The 22,485-nt window shown below is 65.6% G+C and carries 20 protein-coding genes; 11 read left to right on the forward strand and 9 right to left on the reverse strand.

The window, feature by feature from the left end; all coding sequences use genetic code 11:
- Positions 1-69: 69 nt before the first annotated feature.
- Positions 70-513: a type II 3-dehydroquinate dehydratase gene (gene aroQ, locus FXN65_RS14970; RefSeq protein ID WP_151133939.1), complete on the forward strand. Its 444-nt coding sequence runs from the start codon at positions 70-72 to the stop codon at positions 511-513.
- Positions 514-518: 5 nt separating this feature from the next.
- Positions 519-1,376, forward strand: coding sequence for a shikimate dehydrogenase (locus tag FXN65_RS14975; protein ID WP_151133940.1), 858 nt, complete (start codon positions 519-521; stop codon positions 1,374-1,376).
- A 146-nt stretch (positions 1,377-1,522) separates the two neighbouring features.
- On the opposite strand, the gene FXN65_RS14980 is transcribed toward FXN65_RS14975, so the two are convergent.
- Entirely contained in the window at positions 1,523-2,293 is a 771-nt protein-coding gene (locus FXN65_RS14980; RefSeq protein ID WP_151133941.1) for an IclR family transcriptional regulator domain-containing protein, read from the reverse strand.
- Positions 2,294-2,512: 219 nt separating this feature from the next.
- Here FXN65_RS14980 and FXN65_RS14985 point away from each other — a divergent pair, with 219 nt between their 5' ends.
- From FXN65_RS14985 to FXN65_RS15000, 4 genes are read left to right on the forward strand one after another with little or no spacing between them, the layout of a single operon-like run.
- Complete coding sequence (locus FXN65_RS14985) at positions 2,513-3,322, forward strand: shikimate dehydrogenase family protein (protein ID WP_151133942.1); 810 nt, start codon at positions 2,513-2,515, stop codon at positions 3,320-3,322.
- 10 nt (positions 3,323-3,332) lie between these two features.
- The gene (locus tag FXN65_RS14990; protein WP_151133943.1) at positions 3,333-5,051 is read left to right on the forward strand and encodes an FAD-binding protein; all 1,719 of its coding nucleotides are present in this window, start codon (positions 3,333-3,335) and stop codon (positions 5,049-5,051) included.
- Between the two features lie 10 nt (positions 5,052-5,061).
- Complete coding sequence (locus tag FXN65_RS14995; protein ID WP_151133944.1) at positions 5,062-5,382, forward strand: NIPSNAP family protein; 321 nt, start codon at positions 5,062-5,064, stop codon at positions 5,380-5,382.
- Entirely contained in the window at positions 5,379-7,118 is a 1,740-nt protein-coding gene (locus FXN65_RS15000; protein ID WP_151133945.1) for an FAD-dependent oxidoreductase, read from the forward strand. Before FXN65_RS14995 ends, FXN65_RS15000 begins: the two co-directional genes overlap by 4 nt.
- On the opposite strand, the gene FXN65_RS15005 is transcribed toward FXN65_RS15000, so the two are convergent.
- Both FXN65_RS15005 and quiC read right to left on the reverse strand, forming a co-directional pair.
- Positions 7,060-7,728 (reverse strand): TetR family transcriptional regulator, encoded by a 669-nt coding sequence (locus tag FXN65_RS15005; protein ID WP_151133946.1) that lies wholly within the window; start codon positions 7,726-7,728, stop codon positions 7,060-7,062. The two genes, FXN65_RS15000 and FXN65_RS15005, sit on opposite strands and share 59 nt — an antisense overlap.
- Before the next feature lie 96 nt (positions 7,729-7,824).
- A complete protein-coding gene (gene quiC / locus FXN65_RS15010) occupies positions 7,825-9,735 on the reverse strand; it encodes a 3-dehydroshikimate dehydratase QuiC (protein WP_151133947.1) in 1,911 nt (636 codons plus the stop codon).
- 575 nt (positions 9,736-10,310) lie between these two features.
- Between quiC and FXN65_RS15015 the strand changes: the two genes are divergently transcribed.
- Positions 10,311-11,687, forward strand: coding sequence for an MFS transporter (locus tag FXN65_RS15015; RefSeq protein ID WP_151133948.1), 1,377 nt, complete (start codon positions 10,311-10,313; stop codon positions 11,685-11,687).
- A gap of 459 nt (positions 11,688-12,146) precedes the next feature.
- Here the strand turns inward: FXN65_RS15015 and FXN65_RS15020 are convergent, their stop codons facing one another.
- The 3 genes from FXN65_RS15020 to FXN65_RS15030 form a co-directional block, all read right to left on the reverse strand.
- Positions 12,147-13,025, reverse strand: a complete 879-nt coding sequence (locus FXN65_RS15020) for a DMT family transporter (protein ID WP_151133949.1) — start codon at positions 13,023-13,025, stop codon at positions 12,147-12,149.
- A gap of 52 nt (positions 13,026-13,077) precedes the next feature.
- Positions 13,078-13,893, reverse strand: coding sequence for a sugar phosphate isomerase/epimerase family protein (locus FXN65_RS15025; RefSeq protein WP_151133950.1), 816 nt, complete (start codon positions 13,891-13,893; stop codon positions 13,078-13,080).
- A 268-nt stretch (positions 13,894-14,161) separates the two neighbouring features.
- Complete coding sequence (locus FXN65_RS15030) at positions 14,162-14,938, reverse strand: IclR family transcriptional regulator (RefSeq protein WP_151133951.1); 777 nt, start codon at positions 14,936-14,938, stop codon at positions 14,162-14,164.
- Between the two features lie 276 nt (positions 14,939-15,214).
- On the opposite strand from FXN65_RS15030, the gene FXN65_RS27915 reads away from it, so the two are divergent.
- The 4 genes from FXN65_RS27915 to FXN65_RS15045 all read left to right on the forward strand — a co-directional run bounded on the left by FXN65_RS27915 (position 15,215) and on the right by FXN65_RS15045 (position 19,499).
- A complete protein-coding gene (locus FXN65_RS27915; RefSeq protein ID WP_178119340.1) occupies positions 15,215-15,385 on the forward strand; it encodes a hypothetical protein in 171 nt (56 codons plus the stop codon).
- A gap of 96 nt (positions 15,386-15,481) precedes the next feature.
- Positions 15,482-16,750, forward strand: a complete 1,269-nt coding sequence (locus FXN65_RS15035) for an OprD family porin (RefSeq protein ID WP_151133952.1) — start codon at positions 15,482-15,484, stop codon at positions 16,748-16,750.
- A gap of 192 nt (positions 16,751-16,942) precedes the next feature.
- Entirely contained in the window at positions 16,943-18,664 is a 1,722-nt protein-coding gene (locus tag FXN65_RS15040) for an FAD-dependent oxidoreductase (RefSeq protein ID WP_151133953.1), read from the forward strand.
- Between the two features lie 10 nt (positions 18,665-18,674).
- Positions 18,675-19,499 (forward strand): aldo/keto reductase, encoded by an 825-nt coding sequence (locus tag FXN65_RS15045; protein WP_151133954.1) that lies wholly within the window; start codon positions 18,675-18,677, stop codon positions 19,497-19,499.
- 314 nt (positions 19,500-19,813) lie between these two features.
- Here FXN65_RS15045 and pcaC read toward each other — a convergent pair whose 3' ends face one another.
- From pcaC to FXN65_RS15060, 3 genes are all read right to left on the reverse strand, one after another.
- Positions 19,814-20,209 (reverse strand): 4-carboxymuconolactone decarboxylase, encoded by a 396-nt coding sequence (gene pcaC, locus FXN65_RS15050; protein WP_028628006.1) that lies wholly within the window; start codon positions 20,207-20,209, stop codon positions 19,814-19,816.
- An 86-nt stretch (positions 20,210-20,295) separates the two neighbouring features.
- The gene (gene pcaD, locus FXN65_RS15055) at positions 20,296-21,084 is read right to left on the reverse strand and encodes a 3-oxoadipate enol-lactonase (protein ID WP_151133955.1); all 789 of its coding nucleotides are present in this window, start codon (positions 21,082-21,084) and stop codon (positions 20,296-20,298) included.
- A gap of 9 nt (positions 21,085-21,093) precedes the next feature.
- The gene (locus FXN65_RS15060) at positions 21,094-22,455 is read right to left on the reverse strand and encodes a 3-carboxy-cis,cis-muconate cycloisomerase (RefSeq protein WP_151133956.1); all 1,362 of its coding nucleotides are present in this window, start codon (positions 22,453-22,455) and stop codon (positions 21,094-21,096) included.
- Between the last annotated feature and the right edge of the window lie 30 nt (positions 22,456-22,485).

Below are 22,485 nucleotides of genomic sequence, written 5' to 3' on the forward strand. Positions count from 1 at the left end.
TACATTTTCATTGACATCCCGCTCCGGCAATCCGGACGGAGCCAGAACAACAATGGAGATAGCGCTGTAATGACCCGCACCGTCCTGGTTCTCAACGGTCCGAACCTCAATATGCTCGGCACCCGTGAACCCGCCACCTACGGCCATGAAACCCTCGCCGACATCGCCGCCCAGTGCAGCCGCACCGCCGCCGAACTGGGTTTCGAGGTGGACTTCCGCCAGACCAACCACGAAGGCGAACTGATCGACTGGATCCACCAGGCGCGCGGTCGCTGCGCCGGCATCGTCATCAACCCGGCCGCCTGGACCCACACCTCCGTCGCCCTGCGCGACGCCCTGGTAGCCAGCGAGTTGCCGGTGATCGAGGTCCACCTCTCCAACGTGCACAAGCGCGAGGAGTTCCGTCACCACTCCTTCGTTTCCGCTATCGCCGTCGGCGTGATCTGCGGCCTCGGCAGCCAGGGCTACAGCCTGGCGTTGCAGCACTTCGGCCAACTGTTCGCCAAGGGTTGAGCACCATGTCCCAGCACAATCAATCCGTTCTCGCCGGCCTGATCGGCGCAGGTATCCAGGCGTCCCGCACCCCGGCCATGCACGAGCATGAAGGTGATGCCCAGGGCATCCGTTACCTTTATCGCCTGATCGACCTCGATCAACTGAAACTGGACAGCAGCGCCCTCCCCGACCTGCTCAGCGCCGCCCAGCGCATGGGCTACACCGGGCTGAACATCACCTTCCCCTGCAAGCAGGCGATCATTCCCCTGCTGGATGAACTCTCTCCCGAGGCTACCGCTATCGGCGCGGTGAACACCGTGGTGCTGAAGGACGGCAAGCGGGTCGGACACAACACCGATTGCCTGGGCTTCGGCGAAGGTTTCCGCCGTGGCCTGCCTGACGTACAGCGCCGCCAGGTTGTGCAGATGGGCGCCGGTGGCGCGGGTTCCGCCGTGGCTCATGCTCTGCTCGCCGAGGGCGTCGAACGGCTGACCCTGTTCGAAGTGGACGCCGCCCGAGGCCAGGCACTGGTGGATAGCCTCAATGCGCACTTCGGCGCCGGTCGTGCCGCCCTGGGTACGGACCTGCCCAACGTCATGGCCGAGGCCGATGGCCTGGTCAACACCACGCCCATCGGCATGGCCAAGCTGCCGGGCACACCGGTGCCGGCGGAGCTGCTGCGCCCTGAACTGTGGGTGGCGGAGATCATCTACTTCCCGCTGGAAACCGAACTGCTGCGCAATGCCCGCGCCATCGGTTGCCGCACCCTGGATGGCGGCACCATGGCGGTGTTCCAGGCGGTGAAGGCGTTCGAGCTGATCAGCGGCCGCAGCGCCGATGCCGGGCGGATGATGGCGCACTTCGCCAGCATGAACGGCTGAAGCATCGACCTCCTGCGCAGGGTGCGCTGCGTGCACAGATTTTCCCGCGCGGTGTAATTGGTGCGCACGGCGCACCCTACGAGTGCGCGCCCTGTGGGAGCGAATTCATTCGCGAATGAATTCGCTCCCACAATGCCCTCGACCCATCAATCCAGCACCGGTTTCAATAGCGCCTGCGCCTCGTAGAGGGGCGTCAGGTAGCGCTGGCGCATCTCGTCGCCGCTCATGCGTGAAGCGTGGGTGGTGATGGTCAGGCTGGCCTTCAGTTCGCCCTTGCGATTGGTCAGCGGCACGCCGAGCACGCACATTCCCGCCTCGTACTCCTGGTCCACCACGGCGAAGCCCTGGGCGGCGACCTTCTGCAGTTCTGCCTTCAATTCGTCGGTTCCGGTGCGCGTGAACGGCGTCAGCTGACGCAACGCGACCCGCGCGAAGTACGCCTCCAATTCCTCTTCGGTAAACGACGCCAGCCAGATGCGTCCGCTGGCCGTGCAGTACATCGGCATCCGCGAGCCGGGTCGAATGGAGAGCGAGGCGATATGGCTGTAGCGGCTGCGCACGACATGCACGATGTCGTCGCCGTCGCGCAGTCCCACCGAGACGTGCTCCTGGGTGGTTCGCGCCACCTGCTCGACAATGGGTCGCAACATGCGCGGCAACTGCGCCGAGTCGACATAGGCCTGGCCGATGCGCAGGGCCTTGGCAGTCAGCCAGTACTGGCGGCCATCGGTTTCGGCAAAGCCTTCATACACCAGGGTCAGCAGGAAACGCCGCGCGGCGCTGGCGGTCAGTCCCGACATGGCCGCCGCTTCCGGCACGCTGAGACGCGGGTTATCGATGCTGAACAGCTGCATCAGCGCCAGGCCCTTCTGCAGCCCGGCGATCAGGTCCCGCTGGTGGATTACCGGTTTCTTCATTCCCGCTCCCCGTCCGGTTGATTGGCCTTGGCGCAGGTGCACCGGAAGCCAGCGCAGAAGATGCAGTACGTGCAGCGCCCCCTACAAAGATGATTCCCGCTAATAGTGCGATTATCGCAGTGCCATTGCGATAAACAACCAAAACACCCTTCAGTTTCATTGGCCAGTACCTGGGCGCTGGCAATACTGCCGCCACAACAACAAGCCCAGGAGATCAGCATGATCCATGGTTCGACCGAACTGGTGGCCATCATCGGCAGCCCCATCGCCCAGGTGAAATCGCCGGAAAACTTCAACGCCTGGTTCGCCGAGAACGGCCAGGACCGGGCGATGATCGCAGTGGACATGGCAGAGCAGGACCTCGCCACCTTCATCCAGGCCCTGCGTGGCTGGAAAAACCTGCGTGGCTGTGTCGTCACCGTCCCCTACAAGCAGGTCCTGGCTGGCCAGCTCGACCAGCTCAGCCCCCGCGCAGCCGCCCTGGGTTCGGTGAACGTCATCCGCCGCGAGGCCAACGGCCGCCTGCTGGGTGACAACGTCGATGGCGAGGGCTTCCTCAAGGCCGCCCGCGCCCACGGCTTCCACCCGGAAGGATGCCGCGCGCTGGTGGTGGGTTCCGGCGGCGTCGGTGCGGCCATCGCCTACTCGCTGTGCGAAGGCGGCGTGCGCCAGTTGGTGATCGCCGACCTCGACCAGCCCCGCGCCCAAGCCCTGGCCGAAAGCTTGAGCCGGGCATTCCCCCAGGTCCAGATCGGCAACCAGTACGAAAGCCTGGGGGACTTCGACCTGGTGGCGAACGCCACGCCGGTGGGCATGGGCGGAACCGGTGAAATGCCGCTACCCGGCGTGCTCCTGGAAACCCTTTCTCCCACCGCCCTGGTGGCCGACGTGGTGACCAGCCCGGTGGTGACGCCCTTTCTGGAACTCGCCCGAAGCCTGGGCTGCCGCATCCAGACCGGTCCGGAAATGGCCCGCGCGCAGATGGGCAACCTTGGCGCCCATATGGGCGTGATGCCGCAGGACGCCTGAGGAGCCAGCCATGAACTCTGTCGTGCAGACACAGGCCCCCGAGAATCTCGCGGGCACCTGGGACCTGGTGGTGCTTGGCAGCGGCGCCGCCGCCTTTGCCGCCGCCACCACCGCCGCCTGCAAGGGTCTCAGCGTCCTGATGGTGGAGAAAGCGCCGCAGTTCGGCGGCACCTCGGCCATCTCGGGCGGCGCCGTGTGGATCTTCGATAGCGACCAGGCAAGGGCCGCCGGCATCCAGGACAGCCCGGAAGCGATCCGCACCTACCTGAAGAAGATCATCGGCCCCGGCTACCGGCCCGAACTGGTGGACGCCTTCATCAGCAAGGGTCGCGAGGCGTTGCGCTTTCTCGAACGACACACCGAGCTGGCCTACGCCCTGCGCCCCTTCTCGCCGGACTACTACCCGCTGGAAGACGGCGCCACCGACCGCGGCCGCGCCCTGGAAATGCTGGAGTTCGACGGCCGCCGCCTGGGCCGGCGCTTCAAGGACCTGCGCCGCCCGCCGGAGGGCATGCTGCTGTTCGGCGGCATGATGGTGAACCGCGTCGATATCCAGCACTTCCTCAGTTTCCGCCGCTCTCCCCGCTCCCTCTGGCATTGTCTGAAACTGATGGCCCGCTACGGCCGGGACCGCCTCAGCCATGAGCGCGGCACCCGCCTGACCGTGGGCAACGCGATGATCGCGCGGCTGGCTACCACGGCCTTCGAAAAAGGCGTGCACCTCTGGTTGCGGAGCGCCGCCGAATCGCTGCTGGTCGAGGGTGGGCGGGTCGTCGGTGTGCGCGTAGAGAAGGATGGCCGGCACGTTGTCGTCCGCGCCCGCGGCGGGGTGGTCTGCGCCATGGGCGGCTTCTCTGCCGGTGAACTGGCCGCCCGCTTTCGTCCGGATACCGGCAGCGAACACCTGACCATGGCCCCCGCCGGCAACGACGGCGCCGCCCTGCGCCTGGGCGCCGACGTGAACGCTGCAACCGGAGCAGGCATGGCGGCCAACTTCTTCTGGGCCCCGGTATCGAAATTGCGCCGGCCGAACGGAGAAATGGAGCACTTCCCCCACCTGGTCACCGACCGCGCCAAGCCGGGAATCATTGCGGTGAACAGCGCTGGGCGGCGCTTCACCAACGAAGCCGACTCCTACCACAGCTTCGTCCAGGCCATGCACCGGGAAGGCATCGCCACCTGCTGGCTGATCTGTGACGCCGAGGCCATGGGCCGCTACGGCATGGGCCTGGCGCGGCCGAGCCCGGTGGACAACAGCGCCCTGATAAAAGCCGGCTACCTGTTCCGCGCCGACACGGCAGAAGGGCTGGCCCGCGCCATTGGCGTCGATCCGCAGGGCCTTGCGGCAACGCTGGAGCGCTACAACGAGGACGCCCGCGCCGGCGCGGATGGCCAGTTCGGCAAGGGCGCCACCACCTACAACCAGTCCCTGGGCGACCCGCACCACAAGCCCAATCCCTGCCTGGCGCCGCTGACCCGCGCCCCCTGGTACGCCGTGCGTGTACACACCGGGGACCTGGGCTCGGCTCGCGGCCTGGTCACCGACGCCACGGCCCGCGTGCTCGACCATCAGGGCAAGCCGGTTGCCGGCCTGTACGCCGCCGGCAACGACATGAACTCGATCATGGACGGCACCTATCCCGGCCCCGGCATCACCCTGGGCCCGGGCCTGACCTTCGGCTACCTCGCCGCCAGCCATGCCGCCGAACACCTGCAATCCAACGTCTGAGGCAACCGCCATGTATTACGAACTGCGCACCTACACCCTCAAGCCCACCAAAATGGCCGACTGGCTGGCCCTCTACCGCAGCCATTGCCTGGAACTGCAGACTGAGCACCTCGGCAAGCTGGTGGGCTTCTTCACCACCGAATTCGGCGGGGCCAACCAGGTGGTGCACATCTGGGCCTACGAGAGCCTCGACGACCGCATCGCACGCCGCACGAAGATGGCTGCCGACCCGCGATGGGCCGAGTTCGGCCGCCTCAACAAGGAGCTGGATGCCGTGGTGCATCTGGAGTCGCGCCTGATGCGCCCCACCGGCTTCTCCCCCCTGCAATGAACACGGCGAACGAACGCCGCTGCGATGTGCTGGTGATCGGTTCCGGCGCCTCGGGCCTGGCGGCGGCGGTCACTGCCGCCCATCAGGGTCTTGACGTGCTGGTGGCGGAAAAGACCGACCAGCTAGGCGGCACCAGCGCCTGGTCCGGAGGCTGGCTATGGATTCCGCGCAACCCGCTGGCCCGCGCGGAAGGCATCGAGGACAGCGAGCAGGCCGTCGAGACTTACCTCCGCGCCGAACTGGACGTCGATGCGCTGGATGAGCGCCAACGGGCCTTTCTCCATCACGGACCGGAGATGGTCGACTTCTTCCAGCGCCACACCCAGGTGCAGTTCCAATCCGGAAGCCGCATGCCGGACATGCACGAATCTCCCGGCGCCATACACGGAGGCCGCTCCCTCTGCGCCCTGCCCTACGACGGTCGACAACTCGGCCCCTGGCTCCACGCCCTGCGTCCACCGCTGGACCTGATCAGCCTGGGCGGCATGGGCATCGCCGCAGGCGCCGACCTTACGCACTTCCTCAATGCCAGCCACTCGCCGCGCTCAGCCCTCTATGTCGCGGGACGTCTGTTGCGGCATTGGCGTGATCGCCTGCTGCATGGCCGTGGCCTGCACCTGCTCAACGGCAATGCCCTGGTGGCGCGGCTGTTGCGCAGCGCCATCGACCTCGGTGTGAGCCTGGAAACCGGGGCAGCCGCCACACGCCTTCTGCAGGATGGCCAACGCATAGCAGGTGCAGAGCTGATGCAGGATGGCAGCTGCCTCAAGGTGCTCGCGCGCCAAGGCGTAGTGCTGGCGTGCGGTGGTTTCCCCCATGACCGCCCGCGCATTGCCAGGCTGTTCGGCCACGAGCACCTCTCTGCCGCACCGGACACCAATACCGGCGACGGCCTGCGATTGGGCGAGGCCGTGGGGGCGAAGGCCGTGGAAGACTTGTCGAGTCCGGCGGCCTGGGCACCGGTGTCACGCGTGCCCCGAGGCGATGGCCGCTTCAGCGGCTTCCCTCACCTGATGGAGCGAGCCAAACCGGGGTTCATTGCCGTGACACGCAACGGCCGGCGCTTCACCAACGAAGCCGACTCCTACCACGACTTCATGAATGCCTTGTTCCGCGCCACCCCGGCCGGTGAAGAACCCGTCGCCTGGCTGCTCTGCGACCACCGTGCACAACGCCGCTACGGCATCGGCTGGGCGCGCCCTTTCCCCTTTCAGACAGGCCGATACGTACGCAATGGCTACCTCAAGAAAGCCGCCAGTCTCACGGAACTGGCCCGTCTTTGCGGAATCGACGGGGAAGGCCTGCAAGCGACGGTGGCGGCGTTCAACGCCCACGCCGAACGCGGGACAGACCCGGATTTCCAGCGCGGCGCCTCGGCCTACAACCAGGCGCAGGGCGAACCCCTGCACGGACCGACCCCCTCGTTGGGCGCATTGGCCAAAGGACCTTTCTACGCAGTGAAACTGGTGCCCGGCAGCCTCGGCACCTTCGCCGGACTGCGCACCGATGCATCTGCACGGGCGCTGGATGACCGGGGCGAAGTCATTCCCGGCCTCTATGTGGTGGGCAACGATATGGCGAGCGTGATGGGCGGGCGCTACCCCAGCGGCGGAATCACCCTGGGGCCGGGCATGACCTTCGGCTACCTCGCCGGGCTGGAACTGGCCCGTCGGGCGATCACGCCTGCAGGAAGCGAAGGACAGACTCGCAGATCATCTCCTTGTGCCGCGCCTTGACCTGCTCGTCCACCAGATCGATCTGGAAGATCTCGCCGAAGGTGTTGCGGTTGGAGACGCGGTAGAAACAGAAGGAGCTGATCAGCAGGTGCAGGTCGAGTGCGTTCAGGCCCGGACGGAACAGACCCTCGACTTCACCGCGACGGAGGATATCGCCAAGCGCATCGAGGATGGTGGTGCTCATGGAGCGAATGGCCTTGGACTGCTTCACGTACTCGCCGTGGTGGATGTTCTCGATGCTGACGATGCGCACGAAATCCACGTTGCGGTCGTGGTGGTCGAAGGTGAATTCCACCAGGCGGCGGATCGCTTCACGGGGCTCCAGTTCGGCCAGGTGGAGCTTGCCTTCGGTCCTGCGGATATCGCCGTAGAGCTTTTCCAGCACTTCGACGTAGAGCTGCTCCTTGCTGCCGAAGTAGTAGTAGATCATCCGCTTGGAGGTGTGCATGCGCTCGGCAATGGCGTCCACGCGGGCGCCGGAAAGCCCCTGCTGGACGAATTCGGTGATGGCCGCCTGGAGGATGTTCTCACGGGTTTTTTCCGGGTTGTTCTTGCGCCCTTTGCGAGGGGCCTCTGCGGGCAGGTCTTGGACTTCGGCAGTTATTGTCATCTTGGGCTCACGGCCAGCGGAAACTGGATCGATTATGGGCTGGCCAGCGGCCGTAAGGAAGCCTGGCGCGGACTCGGCGCCAGGCTTCCACGCGGTCTACAGCTTGGCCTTGGCCAGGGCGCCACTGCGTGCCTTGGCCATGGCCGCCAGGCGCACCGCGACGTTGGCCGCGCCGTAGCCAGCGTAGCCGTTCTTGCGCTGGAGGATCTCGAAGAAGAAGCGCCCTTCGAAGGGCTCGGTATAGACGTGGAACAGCTCGCCGCCCTGGGCATCGCGGTCGTAGAGCACGTTGTAGTACGCCAGCTCGCTGAGGAACTCGTCGTCGAAATCGAAGCGCGCAGCCAGGTCGTCGTAGTAGTTCAGCGGGATATCCAGCAGCGGCACGCCGGCGTCCTTGGCGCGGCTCACCTCGGCGAAGATGTCCTCGCAGGAAAAGGCGATGTGGTGGGCGCCCGAGCCGCGGTAGCTGGACAGCGCGTGGGAGATGGCCGTATTGCGGTTCTCCGAGATGTTCAGCGGCAGGCGGATGCTGCTGCAGCGGCTGCGGATGGCGCGGCTCTTTACCAGGCCGTAGGGGTCCGGCAGCACCACTTCGTCGTCGGCCTCGAAATCCAGCACGCTCTTGTAGAACAGCACCCAGCTGTCCAGGCCATCGGCCGGCAGCGCCAGGGCCATGTGGTCGATTCGATCGAGCTGGCCGGTCTGCTCGGCGCCCGCATCGAGGACGAAGTCGCTGTCATAGATGGTCTGCCCGGCCTGGGCCTGCTCAACCAGATAGATGAGGCTGCCGTCCGGCGCCCGCACGGCGGGAATCTCGCGTTCGTTCGGGCCGACCAGGCCGCGATAGGGCTGACCCTTGAATTCCCGCGCACGTTCCAGGGCGCTGGCACTGTCCTTCACCCGCAACGCGGTGGCGCACAGCGACGGGCCATGGGCCTCGAAGTAGCCATGGGCGAACGAATAGGGCTCGGCGTTCAGCACGATATTGATATCGCCCTGACGCAGCAGGCTCACGTCCTTGGAGCGGTGCCTGCCAGCGCGGGCGAAGCCCAGGCGCTCCAGCCAGCCGGCCAGCTTGGCGCCCTGGTTCTCGTCCACGGCGAATTCGAGGAATTCCACGCCGTCATAGCGGCTGGCCGGCGGCGGTGCGAAGAGGATTTCCCGGTTGGCTGGGGGAGTGGCGTCCTTTTCCAGCAGCTTGCGGGTCTTCTCTTCGAGGTAGAGCAGGGACCGCAGGCCATCTGCGGCGTTGGCTCGCGGCGGCGCGGCGCGGAAGCCGTCGTTGAAGATTTCCAGGGACAGCGGCCCGGTGTAGCCGCTGCGGATGATGGGCGCGAGGAAGCCCGCCAAGTCGAACTCACCCTGGCCGGGGAAGCAGCGGAAATGCCGGCTCCACTCCAGCACGTCCATGGCCAGCACGGGGGCATCGGCCATCTGCACGAAGAAGATCTTGTCGCCGGGAATCTCGGCGATACCGCTCGGGTCGCCCTTGATCGACAGCGTGTGGAAGCTGTCCAGCAATACGCCCAGGGCCGGGTGGTCGGCCTGGCGAACCAGGTTCCAGACCTGTTGCCAACTGTTCACATGGCGACCCCAGGCCAGGGCCTCGTAGCCGATGCGCAGGCTCCGCGCGCCGGCGCGTTCGGCCAGCAGGCGCAGGTCGTCGACGAGGATTTCCTCATCGGGCAGGGAGTCCGGCTGGACGTTGCTGCACACCAGCACCAGGTCGGTACCCAGTTCCTGCATCAGGTCGAACTTGCGTTCGGCGCGGTCGAGGTTCTTCTGCAGGCGGTCGCGGCGGCAGCCTTCGAAGTCACGGAACGGCTGGAACAGGGTGATGGCGATGCCGAGGTCCGCGCACATCTGGCGGATTTCACGGGGGCTGCCGGCGTAGTAAAGGAGGTCGTTCTCGAAGATTTCGACGCCGTCGAAACCGGCGGCGGCGATGGCCTCGAGCTTTTCCGGCAGGGTACCGCTCAGGGAGACGGTGGCAATGGAACGCTGCATGCTTCAGCTCCTGGTGGGTGGGCGCGGCAGTTAGCTGTAGGGGCGAATGAATTCGCCCTTACAAGGAAACGCAAAAACCCTTGTTTTCGTAGCTGGATCGATTATTCGCGCGTAAAGTCAGCCCATCAATTCAATATGTACGAACCAGTTAGTTTTGTGTTCGATCAGCGCACAGAAGGCCGGTTATCGAATTGACGCTTTTTCGATCACTGCGCAACATGAACCCCATGTTGCAGGCAACCCACCGGGTGGCATCACTGCCCAGCCCAGTCACCCGGCAGGCCCTGCGATGGCAACCAAGTGTCACGACATAACAATTTCAAGAAACGGGTAACAGCTCATGCACATCACCAGCTACCTGATCGAAGCCCCCTCCTCCAGCCGGCATGCCACGGCCTCCAGATCGAGTGCGACCCAATAGTCGCCACTCTGAACTGACTCCCTGACACAACTCGGACGGCGATAACCGGCCAGCTCCCCACGAGCAGCGCCGCGCCAGCGTGCACAGGTTCCAGCAAGGCCCCATGCCTATGGAACGTGAGTCCGGCTACCTAACAAAAACAACGGAGACAACGATGGCTACCACCTCCAGCTCCCAAGCCAAGAAAGCAACTGCCAGCGGGTGGATAGGCTCCGCCCTGGAGTACTACGACTTCTTCATCTATGCCCAGGCGGCAGCCCTGATCTTCCCGCAGATATTTTTCCCCAACACCGATCCGAAGATGGCCATCATCGCCTCGCTGGCGACCTACGGCGTCGGCTACCTGGCCCGCCCGGTAGGCGCCTTCGTGCTGGGCCATTGGGGCGACACCCGCGGCCGCAAGAACGTGCTGCTGCTGTGCATGTTCCTGATGGGCCTCTCCACCATGGCCGTCGGCCTGCTGCCGACCTACCACGACATCGGCATGCTCGCTCCGGTGTTGCTGGTGCTGCTGCGCCTGGTACAGGGCTTCGCCGTGGCCGGCGAGATTTCCGGCGCCAGCTCGATGATCCTCGAACATGCGCCATTCGGGCGGCGTGGCTACTACGCCAGCTTCACCCTGCAGGGCGTACAGGCCGGTCAGGTGATGGCGGCTGCCGTGTTCCTGCCGCTGGCTTACTTCATGCCGAGCGAAGCCTTCAACGAGTGGGGCTGGCGGATTCCGTTCCTGCTGAGCGCCTTCGTTCTGGTGGCCGGCTTCATCATTCGTCGCGAGGTGCATGAGACTCCGGCCTTCGTCAATGAAGAGAACCAGCAGAAAGTCGCCAAGTCGCCGGTAACCGAAGCCTTCCGCAACAGCTGGAAGTGCATGGTACTGGTGATGTTCATGGCCCTGATGAACGTGATCCCGGTGGTGGCCACCATCTTCGGTGCCGCCTACGCCGTGCAGCCGGCCTACGGCATCGGCTTCGACAAGAGCGTCTACCTGTGGATTCCGGTGGTGGGCAACATCGTCGCCGTGCTGGTCATCCCCTTCGTCGGCAACCTCTCCGACAAGATCGGCCGTCGCCCGACCATGATCGCCGGTTGCCTGGGCTCGGGCCTCCTGGCCTTCGTCTACCTGTACGCCATCAGTATCCAGAACGTGTCACTGGCCTTCTGCACCTCCATCCTGATGTGGGGCATGGTCTACCAGGGCTACAACGCGGTGTTCCCGAGCTTCTACCCGGAGCTGTTCCAGACTCGCTACCGCGTCTCGGCCATGGCCATTGCGCAGAACATCGGCACCATGCTGACCGCCATGCTGCCGGCACTGTTCGCCGCCGTCGCCCCGCCCGGCTCGGACAATATCCCGGTGGTGATCGGCAGCCTGGCCTTCCTCATCACCTGCGTGTGCGCCCTGGCCGCCTACCTGGCTCCGGAAACCCACCGCCTGGCCATGGAAGACCTCGGCAACCCGAACGCCAAGCCAATGGACAAGACCCAGTACGAGTCCAGCCGCGAAAACAGCATGCGCGCCGTCAGCCACTGATCGCGCGAGCCCTGCCCCAAAGAAAAGGCCCCATGCGGGGCCTTTTCTCTTTCTGTCGCCCTGGCGCCGAGCGTTCATGAGGATGGCGATGGCGTTCGTTCGTCCCAGCATTGCCCGTCGCGCGCTGGTGAGCCTCGGCCTGATCGACCCGTGGGAGCGAATGTATTCGCGAAACGGCTGAGCACCGTGCCAGCCGACAACTGCCCTCGCCCCCGGCCCCCGCCCGGCACCCCAGCCTGACCGCGTTGCGCTCAGTCGCTCATCGGCACCGTAAGCGGTGCTTCCGAAAGGGTGCCTCTTCGCCCCAGAGGGCGAGGGGTGACTCTCGGTCCACCTCCGGCGCAGTCCTGTGGGGGCGATTTCAATCGCCAGGCAGGACGCAGCCCTGCCCTGTCGGAGCGAATTCATTCGCGAATTGCCTTCGCGGATGCAGCCGCGCCCACAAATGGCACGCAGCCCTCACCTCCCCCGCTGCATCCAGGCCGCACCAAGGCCGCTCAGGCAGATGATGGCGATGCCGGCCAGGCTGGTGGCATCCGGCGCGTGGGAAAAGATCAGGAAACCCAGCAGGCCGGCGAACACGATCTGGCAGTAACCGAATGGCGCCAGCAGGGCCGGCGCGGCAAGACGGAAAGCCTGGGTCAGCAGCAGGTGGGCGGTCATCCCGGCGCCGCCCAGGGCCAGCATCAGCAAGCCGTGGCCCAGGTTCGGCACCTGCCAGAAGAACGGCACCAGGGCGCTCATCGCCAGGGTGTTGCACAGGCCGGCGAAGAAGTTGCTGGTGGTGGGGCTGTCATGGGCCGCAACCTTGCGCGTGAGCAGCTGGTAGAAGCAGAAACCCAGGGCCGAACCGAAGGGAAACAGGATTGCCGGAGTGAACAGGTCGCCGCCGGGATGCACGACCACCAGTACGCCGACGAACCCCATCACCACCGCTGCCCATTGCCCCCTGGTGACCCTTTCCTTGAGTAGCGGCACCGAAAGCGCCGTCACCAGGACCGGAGCGAGGAAGTTGACCGCGGTGGCCTCCGCCAGGGGAATGTATTGCAGGCCGGCGGTGAACAGCAGGCTGGTGCTGAGCAGGCTCAAGGCCCGCAGCACCTGGAGCAACGGGCGCCGGGTGCGCAACACGCGCAGACCCGCATGGGGCAGGAAGATCCCGGCCATCAGTAGCGTGTGCACCAAGTAGCGCGCCCACACCACCATCACCACCGGATAAAGGCCGCCGAGGAACTTGGACAGGGCGTCGTGCCCGGCGAAGAGGAAGGTGGCCAACAGTACCAGCAGGATGCCCCGCAGCGGATGGTTGGTACCGGACTGCGGGGTACTGGCACTCATGGGGTACTCGAATGAAGAACGCGGCCCAGCCGGCCGCGCGAAGGGTGAAGTCTCAGAGGCGCTGGAGCAATGCCTGCGTCTTGTCCATGGCCAACTGCGCGCGCGTCCGGGCACTGACGCCCTGCTCCATCAGCTGGCGCGTGGGGATTTCCAGGCTCAGGGGAATGTTCGCCGGCAGCGTACGCAGCAGGCCGACGAGGTCACTGTCGCCATCGCCAGGGAAGCGCCGCTCATTGCGAGCCTGGCGCAGGATTTCCTCCATGTCGTCCGGACGCGGCCCGGCCACGTCGCAAAGCTGGGCGTAACGAAGGCGGGCCGGCGCGACCCGCGCCAGGTCGTCCAGGCACGACAGCGAACGGTTGAAGTGGAAGGCATCCACCAGCACGCCGCCATTCTTCCGCCCGGCGTTCTCCACGATGCGCACCGCCTGGGTGAGATTGCGGGCGTCGGTCCACGGCATGAATTCCAGGCTCGAATGGATGCCGAATTTCGCAGCCAGGTCGCAGAAGGCCGCGAAGTTATCGGTCAGACGCGCCTCGTCGGCGTCGTTGCCAGCCACCAGCACTTCAGTGGCACCGAACTCGGCACCGGCAGCGAGTACAGGCTCGAAGTCAGCCACACGGGTTTCCGCCTTCAGCCGCAGGATTTCGATGTCCAGCACCTTGACGCCGGTATCGCGCAGGCGTTCGAGGGTCTGCCGACGCAGCCCGGCATCGGCCACCAGCGGAAAGTGATGCTCCTCGGGCGTGGCTGGCACCAGGCGCAGCCCGACGTGGCTGTAGCCGGTGCTCGCAGCCACTTCCACCATTTCCGGCGGCGAAAGTTCGAGGACAGTAAGTGCGGCGAGGGAGAAAACGCGTTCAGTCATGATCTTCTCGGAATCCAGTTCCACAATTGGATTTGCAATATTTAGAACACAGTTCCAAATAATCTCAAGAAGAAAATTCGATCGACTCGACGAACGCGGGATTCGCGATGCAGTGGTGAAGGAGCGGGAATCTGCGGGCGCGATTTCAATTGCGAAGCAGGCCTGTCCCGTGGGGCGTCAGGTAGCGGCTATGCCGCCAATCGCGTATGAATTCGCATCCACAAGGCAGGTCGCGCGCAGAGAAAAACCTGGAGGCCCTCGCCTCTGATCAGACGAAGAATTCTGACGCCTGGCTGGCCGCCGACAGTTCCGCCACTGTTTCCAGCAGGAGCGGCGCCACTTCATGCATGCGCTCCACCGGCAGGCGTGCCGTCGGGCCGGCGACGCTGAGTACACCAATGGCCTTGTCGCTACGCGGATCGCGCACCACTGCAGCCAGGGCCGACATGCCCACCGACGAGCTTTCCACCACCCAGGCGTAACCGTGGGCGCGGGCCAGACGGAGGCGCTCCAGCAGTTCGATGTTGGAGCGTGGCGCATTGGGCCCGAAGTTGGCCGGGTCGCCCACCCCCTGGCGCTCTACCAGACTCAGCGCCTCAGCGTCGCTCAGGCTGGCCAGCCAGGCATGGCCGGAGGCGGTATAGAACAGCGGTGCATCGCGCCCCATATCAGGGTCGTAGCGCAGGCCGGAGCGCGCGCCCTGGGATTTGACGATCCAGGTCAGGCGATCCCCTTCGATCACCCCCAGGCGCACCAGCTCGCCAGTCTCCCCGGCCAGGCGATCGAGAATCGGCTGGACGATGTCGGCGCCGCTGCTGGCCAGGTAGCGGAACGCGATGGCCACCAGCCGCGTGGACAACTGGTAGCGGCTGTTTTCCTGGTTCTGGCGCACGTAGCCCAGGCGGATCAGCTCGGCCAGCATGCGGTGGGTAGCGCTCTTGGGAATGTTCAGCTCATCGGCCAGGGTCTGCATGGGCAGGCCGCGCGGGTCAGTGGTGAGGCGTTCGAGCAGGTTGAAGGCGCGTTCGATCTGGCTACCGGCCATGGGGGATAGGTCCTCCTGAGTGTGCGCCGATTCTAGAAGACAACACCCATCCTATGAAACCTGGAACTGCGGCAGCGCATTCATACAGATCGACATGACAAATGTACGGAATAGTTAGTTTTGGTTCGATAACCGAACAAAAGCGCTTCCAGCGGATTGAACGCGGGTCCTGCGGATTTCACTATCGGTTCCAGGCGCGAGGCGTTGCCGCAACCAGCCTGCGATCCCAGCGCCCCCTCGCCTTTTACCGACACAAATACAAGAAAGGTCGAAACGATGTTCCAGCCCCGCACCTCCAATGCCTTGCCGCCCATGCCCGGGCCACTCTTCGATTGCGCATCGCCGTTCGCCTCTGTTGCCCTGGTCCAGCTGGCCAGCGGCGAGCGCCTGGGGGACCGCCTGCAACGCGGTCTCGCAGGCCTGATCGGGCGTCGCAAAGTCCGCTGACGCTCCCCTAGATCCAACCCCGTCGTGCATTCGCGCAACCGTCGCGAAGGGGCTTTTGCGCACCCGAAAACAACAATCCAAGAGGCAAGAACGAGCATGAACGCCAGCCGCCGCCAGGCCCAAACCTTTGTCCCATGCATTCTTTCCGCAGCCGTAGCCCTGGCCGCCCTGCCCGCCCAGGCCGCCGACGAGCACGGCTTCGTCGAAGACGCCAGCGCCACGCTGAACCTGCGCAACTTCTACATCAATCGCAACTTCGTGAACCCGACCAACCCGCAGGGCAAGGCCGAGGAATGGACCCAGAACTTCATCCTCGATGCCCGCTCGGGCTTCACCGAAGGTCCGGTGGGCTTCGGCGTCGACATGCTCGGCCTGCTGTCGGTCAAGCTCGACGGCGGCAAGGGCACCAAGGGCACCCAGTTGCTGCCGGTGCATGACGATGGCCGCCCCGCCGACGACTTCGGCCGCCTGGCAGTGGCTGGCAAGATGCGCGTGTCGAAGACCGAGCTGAAGGTGGGCGAATGGATGCCGGTGCTGCCGATCCTGCGTTCCGACGACGGCCGCTCCCTGCCGCAGACCTTCCAGGGCGGCCAGGTGACCTCCCAGGAAATCGACGGCCTTACTCTCTACGGCGGCCAGTTCCGGCAGAACAGCCCCCGTAACGACGCAAGCATGGAAGACATGTCCATGAACGGCAAAGCGGCCTTCACTTCGGACCGCTTCAACTTCGCCGGCGGCGAATACGCCTTCAATGAGAAGCGCACCCTGGTCGGCCTGTGGTACGCCGAGCTGGAAGACATCTACCAGCAGCAGTACCTGCAGGTGGTGCACAGCCAGCCGGTCGGCGACTGGACCCTGGGCGCCAACCTCGGCTACTTCACCGGCAAGGAAGACGGCTCGGCGCTGGCCGGCGACCTGGACAACCGCACCTGGTCCGCGCTGCTGTCTGCCAAGTACGGCGGCAACACCTTCTACGTCGGCCTGCAGAAAGTCAGCGGCGACGACGCCTGGATGCGCGTCAACGGCACCAGCGGCGGCACCCTGGCCAACGACAGCTACAACTCCAGCTTCGACAACGCCGAGGAGAAGTCCTGGCAGGTCCGCCACGACTACAACTTCGCCGCCCTCGGCGTTCCCGGCCTGACCCTGATGAACCGCTACATCAGCGGCGAAGACGCCCACGTGGGCGGCGTGACCGACGGCAAGGAGTGGATCCGCGAAACCGAACTGGCCTATGTGGTCCAGTCCGGTGCCTTCAAGGCACTCAGCGTGAAGTGGCGAAATTCGAGCATCCGCCGCGACTTCAGCAATAACGAGTTCGACGAAAACCGTCTGATCATCAGCTATCCGCTGTCGATCCTCTGAACCTTTGGTAAGCGTGCCTTGACCACCTCGGCCCGCCTTCTGGCGGGCTTTTTTATGGCTGGCCAAAATGTCTCGCGAGGCATACCCCATTTCCGTTCGCTGACCGGCCACTTGCGTTCCCCTGGGCTTGGTCACGGCTAACGGCGCCCATAAAATACGGAACATGGTTCCAGTATTTAAGGATTCCCCGAAATGCCTGCCGAAAACCCAACACCGAACCACCTCGACTGCGACTTGCTGGTCATCGGCTCCGGCGCCGCGGGCCTGGCAGCAGCGGTGACCGCCGCCCACCAAGGGAAAAAGGTGATTCTGGTCGAGAAGGAACCGGTGTTCGGCGGTGCCACCGCCTGGTCCGGTGGCTGGATGTGGGTGCCGCGCAACCCGCTGGCCCGGCGCGCCGGGATCATTGAGGACATCGAGCAGCCGCGCACCTACCTGCGCAATGAACTGGGCGAGCACTTCCGCCCGGAGATGGTGGATGCCTTCCTCGAAGCCGGCCCGGAGATGGTCGCGTTCTTCGAGCAGCACACCGCGCTGCAATTCGTCGACGGCAACGGCATCCCCGACATGCATGGCGACACGCCCGGTGCGGCCACCGGCGGCCACCAGGTGATCGCGGCGCCCTACGACGCCCGTGAGGTAGGCGAACTGCTGCCGCGTCTGCGCAAGACCATGCGCGAAACCTCCTTCATGGGCATGCCGATTATGGCCGGCGCCGATCTGGCTGCCTTCCTCGGTATGACCCGCTCGCTGAAGGCGTTCGCCTATGTGACCCGGCGCTTCCTCACCCACCTCTATCACCTGGCTCGCCATGGCCGCGCCATGCACCTGGTGAACGGCGTGGCGCTGGTGGCACGTCTGGCCAAATCAGCCAATGACCTGGGTGTCCAACTGCTGGAGTCGGCACCGGCGCGCCGGCTGCTCATCGCGGAAGGCGCCGTTCGTGGCGCCGTGGTCGAACGGGATGGCCAGGAGATCGCCATCCACGCCCGCGCAGTGGTGCTGGCAGCCGGAGGATTCCCCAACGATCCGGTGCGGCGCAAGGCGCTGTTCCCCCACGATGCCAGCGGCCACGACAACCTCGCCCTGCCCCCAGTTTCCTGTTCCGGCGACGGCTTGCGCCTGGGCGAATCCGCCGGCGGCGTTGTAGCCGACGACCTGCGCTCGCCGGTGGCCTGGGCACCGGTTTCGAAGGTGCCCTACCGCAACGGCACCTTCGGCCACTTCCCCCATATCATCGATCGCGGCAAGCCCGGCATCATCGGCGTCCTGAAGAATGGCCGGCGCTTCGTCAACGAAGCCGGCGGCTACTACGACTACGTCGACGCGATGAACCGGGCCGTGCCGGAAGGCGAGGAAAGCTGTTCCTGGCTGGTCTGCGACCACCGCTTCCAGCGCCGTTATGGCCTGGGCTTCGCCCGCCCAGCACCCGTGCCGCTGTGGCCGCACCTGCGCAACGGCTACCTCAAGCGCGGCAGGACCCTGGTCGAACTGGCGCAGGCCTGCGGCATCGACCCGGCGGGCCTGACCACCACGGTCGCGGAGTTCAACCACCATGCCCGCCAGGGCCAGGATCCCGCGTTCGGCCGGGGCAGCACCCCCTTCAACCGACGTAGCGGTGACGCCCTCCACGACGGCCCCAATCCCTGCGTCGCCCCCATCGAACAGGCCCCCTTCTACGCCGTGAAAGTACAACCGGGCTGTTTCGGCACCTTCGCCGGCCTGCGCACCGACGGCCAGGCACGGGTGCTGGACGAGAACGCCCGGCCGATTCCCGGGCTCTATGCCGCTGGCACCGACATGGCCAGCGTGCTGGGCGGGTATTACCCGTCCGGAGGGATCAACCTGGGACCGGCCATGACCTTCGGCTACATCGCCGGCCGACATGCGGCAGGCACACCCCTTGATGCATAAGGAGCAGCACATGCGGAACCTGACCTCTCGCCACGGACTCGACATGCCCCAGCTCGGCCTGGGCACCTGGCCGATGAAGGGCGAGGAATGCACGCTCGCCGTACGCCAGGCGCTGGAACTGGGTTATCGCCACATCGACACCGCCCCCGCCTACGAGAACGAAGCCGCCGTGGGTGAGGCGTTGCGCCAGAGCGACGTGCCCCGTGAATCCATTCACCTGACCACCAAGGTCTGGTGGGACAAGCTGCAACCGGCCGCCATGCGCCAGTCGCTGGAAGACAGCCTGCGTGCCCTGGGTACCGAGCAGGTGGACCTGTTCATGATCCACTGGCCGACGAAGGACTGGGACCTGCCGCGCAGCATCGAAGCCCTGGTGGCCCTGCGCGATGAAGGCAAAGCGCGCTGCATTGGTGTCGCCAACTTCCCCCTCGGCCTGCTGCGCCGGGTAGCGGAGGAACTGGAAGCGCCGCTGTCGGCGATCCAGGTGGAGTACCACGTGCTGTTGGATCAGCGTGGTCTGCTCGATTACGCCCGTAGCAAAGGCCTGGCGCTGACCGCCTACACCCCGCTGGCTCGCGGCCAGGCCGCGGAGCAGGCGGCGATCCGGAAAATTGCCGAGAAACACGGCGTGCTTCCCAGCCAGGTTGCCCTGAAGTGGCTGTTGGATCAGGACGGTGTCGCTGCCATTCCGAAGGCTTCGAGCCGGGCGAATCAGCAAGCCAACCGGGATGCGCTCAAGGTGCAGCTCGATGATGAAGACCGCGCCCTGATCGCCGCGCTGCCGAAGGACCGCCGAGTGGTCAGCCCGGACTTCGCGCCGGCGTGGGATGCCTGATAGCGGACGATGTGGGGGCGGTTTCAATCTGAATGCAGGCCGAAGGCCGGCCCAATGGGGCAACTGCGTTGCCCCTGGCGAATGAATTCGCCCCCACAAGGCGGATGCCTGTTCCGATTCAAGGTCCAGCACCTAACCTGTGGGAGCGGTTTCAACCGCGATTCAGACCGAAGGTCTGCCAAGGGCCCAGCCCGCTTTCACGAATGAATTCGCTCCCACAAAGACCGCCACGATTGTCCCGTCCGGAATCGATGGCCCAACAAAAAACGCCGCCCGGATGCGTGGTCCGGGCAGCGTTCGGGTCTTGCGGCGGATCAGCCTTGCAGCGATTCCACCCCAAGCTCGTCCCACACGGCTTCGGCCAGGTGGAAAGTCGCGTTGGCCGCGGGGATGCCGCAGTAGATCGCGCTCTGCATGATCACTTCCTTGATCTCGTCACGCGTCACGCCGTTGTTCTTCGCGGCACGCAGGTGCAGCTTCAGTTCGCCCTCGCGGTTCATGCCGATGAGCATGGCGATGGTGACCAGGCTGCGGGTGTGGCGCGGCAGTCCCGGGCGGGTCCAGATGTCACCCCAGGCGTGGCGGGTGATCATTTCCTGGAACTCTTCGTTGAATGGCGTCAGGTTCTGCAGGCTGCGGTCCACATGGGCATCACCCAGCACCGCGCGGCGCACCTTCATGCCGGCCTCGTAGCGTTCTTTCTCGTCCATCGATACGTCCTCGAATCGGGATCGTAGGAGCGAGCTCTGCTCGCGAAAAGCGCGTTCGCGAGCAGAGCTCGCTCCTACATCAGTTGTCAGGCGGTCAGGAACGCCAGAACGCGCTGGCTGAAGGCATCGCCGGCCTGCACGTTGGACAGGTGCGCGGCCTGGAACTCCACCAGCTCGGCACCGGCGATGCGCTCTTGCATGAAGCGGCCGTGCTCGGTGGTGGTCACCGGGTCACCGCTACCGCAGACGATCAGGGTCGGGGCGCTGATGCCGCCAAGCTGCTCGCGGTAATCGGCGTCACGCACAGCGGCACAGTTGGCCGCGTACCCCTCGGGCGAGGTCTGCGCCAGCATGCCGACGATGGGCTCGACCTTGGCCGGCTCAGCCTCGGCGAACTCCGGGGTGAACCAGCGGGAGATCGAGGCATCGCGCAGGTCGCGCATGGCCTGGGCGCCGCCGGACAGCACGGTGTCGATGCGCGGGTTCCAGACCTCCGGGGCGCCGATCTTGGCGGCGGTGTTGCACAGCACCAGGCGCTCGATGCGCGCGGGAGCGTTGATCGCCAGCCACTGGCCGATCAGGCCGCCCATGGACAGGCCGCAAAAATACGCCTTCTCGATATCCAGGGCGTCCAGCAGGGCCAGCACGTCAGCGCCCAGTTGCGCGATGCTGTAGGGCCCTTCGCTGACCAGGGACTTGCCGTGGCCGCGCGTGTCGTAGCGCAGCACCTGGAAGTGCTGGGTGAAGGCGGGGATTTGCGCATCCCACATGTGCAGGTCGGTGCCCAGGGAGTTGGACAGCACCAGTACCGGCTTACCGGCCGGGCCTTCGAGAAGGTAGTTCAGGTCGCCATCGGCGAGTCGTACGGCAGGCATGGAAAACTCCTAGCGCGAAAAAAGCTTGTGTTCGGCAAGGGCCCGGTCCACCCAGCGGCGGGCCTGGCCAAGGTAATGGGCCGGATCGAGCAGGCGATCCAGCTCGGCGGCGGAAAGTTGTGCGCTGACTTCGGCATTGCCACCGAGTACGGCGTGCAGGTGGGTGCCTTCCTTCACCGCCTGGCGGCAGCACCGTTCCACCAGGTGATGGGCGGCGTCACGGCCGATGCGCTGGGCGAGCGCGATGCTCACCGCCTCGGCCAGCACCAGGCCCTGGGTCAGGTCGAGGTTGCGGCGCATGCGCGCGGCGTCCACTTCCAGGCCGGGCACCACCAGCAGTGCCTGCTGCAGGGCACCGGAAACCAGGCAGCAAAGCTCCGGCAGGGTTTCCCACTCGGCGTGCCACAGGCCGAGGCTGCGTTCGTGCTCCTGGGGCATGGCGGCGAACATGGTGGAGACCAGGCCCGGCGCACGGGTGGCAGCGCCGATCAGTACGGCGGCACTCACCGGATTGCGCTTGTGCGGCATGGTGGACGAGCCCCCCTTGCCGGGCGCGGAGGGTTCGAAGACTTCGCCCGCTTCGGTCTGCATCAGCAGGCTCAGGTCACGCCCCAGTTTGCCGAGGCTGCCGGCGATCAGGCCGAGCAGGCTGGCGAACTCCACCAGGCGATCACGCTGGGTGTGCCAGGGCTGCTCGGGCAAGTTGAGGTGCATTTCCCGGGCCAGGGCCTCGGCCACCGGCCAGGCCTGATCGCCCAGGGCGGCGAGGCTGCCGGACGCCCCGCCGAACTGCAGGCAGAACAGCCGCGGCTTGAGTTCAGCCAGGCGCTGGCGATGACGGGTCACGGCACCCAGCACGCCGGCCAGCTTCATGCCGAGGGTGACGGGCGTGGCCTGCTGCAGCCAGGTACGGCCAGCCAGCGGCGTATCGGCAAAGCGCTCAGCCTGGACCGCCAGGGCTTCGGCCAGGCCGGCCAGGTCCTGCTCCAGCAGTTCGGTGGCGGCACGCAACTGCAGCACCAGGCCGCTGTCCATGGCGTCCTGGCTGGTGGCGCCGAGGTGCACATAGCGTTCGGCCTCGCTGCTCTGCGCGGCAACGCGCTTGCCCAGGGCCTTCACCAGCGGAATGGCGGAGTTGCCGGCCGTGGCAATGGCGTGGGCCAGGGCGGCAAAGTCGTAGAGTTCGGCCTTGCAGGCTGCCTCGATGGGGGCGACGGCATCGGCGGGAATCAGACCCACGCTCGCTTCGGCGCGGGCCAGTGCCGCTTCGAAGTCCAGCATGCCCTGCACCCGGCCCTGGTCGGAAAACACCGAACGCATGGCAGGCTGGGTGAAATAGGCGTCGAAGAGTTGGTTGCTCGGGCTGTTCAAGCCAGTGCTCCGGAATTCGGGATGGTGTTT

It is taken from the genome of Pseudomonas lalkuanensis (assembly GCF_008807375.1).
Lineage (GTDB): Bacteria > Pseudomonadota > Gammaproteobacteria > Pseudomonadales > Pseudomonadaceae > Metapseudomonas > Metapseudomonas lalkuanensis.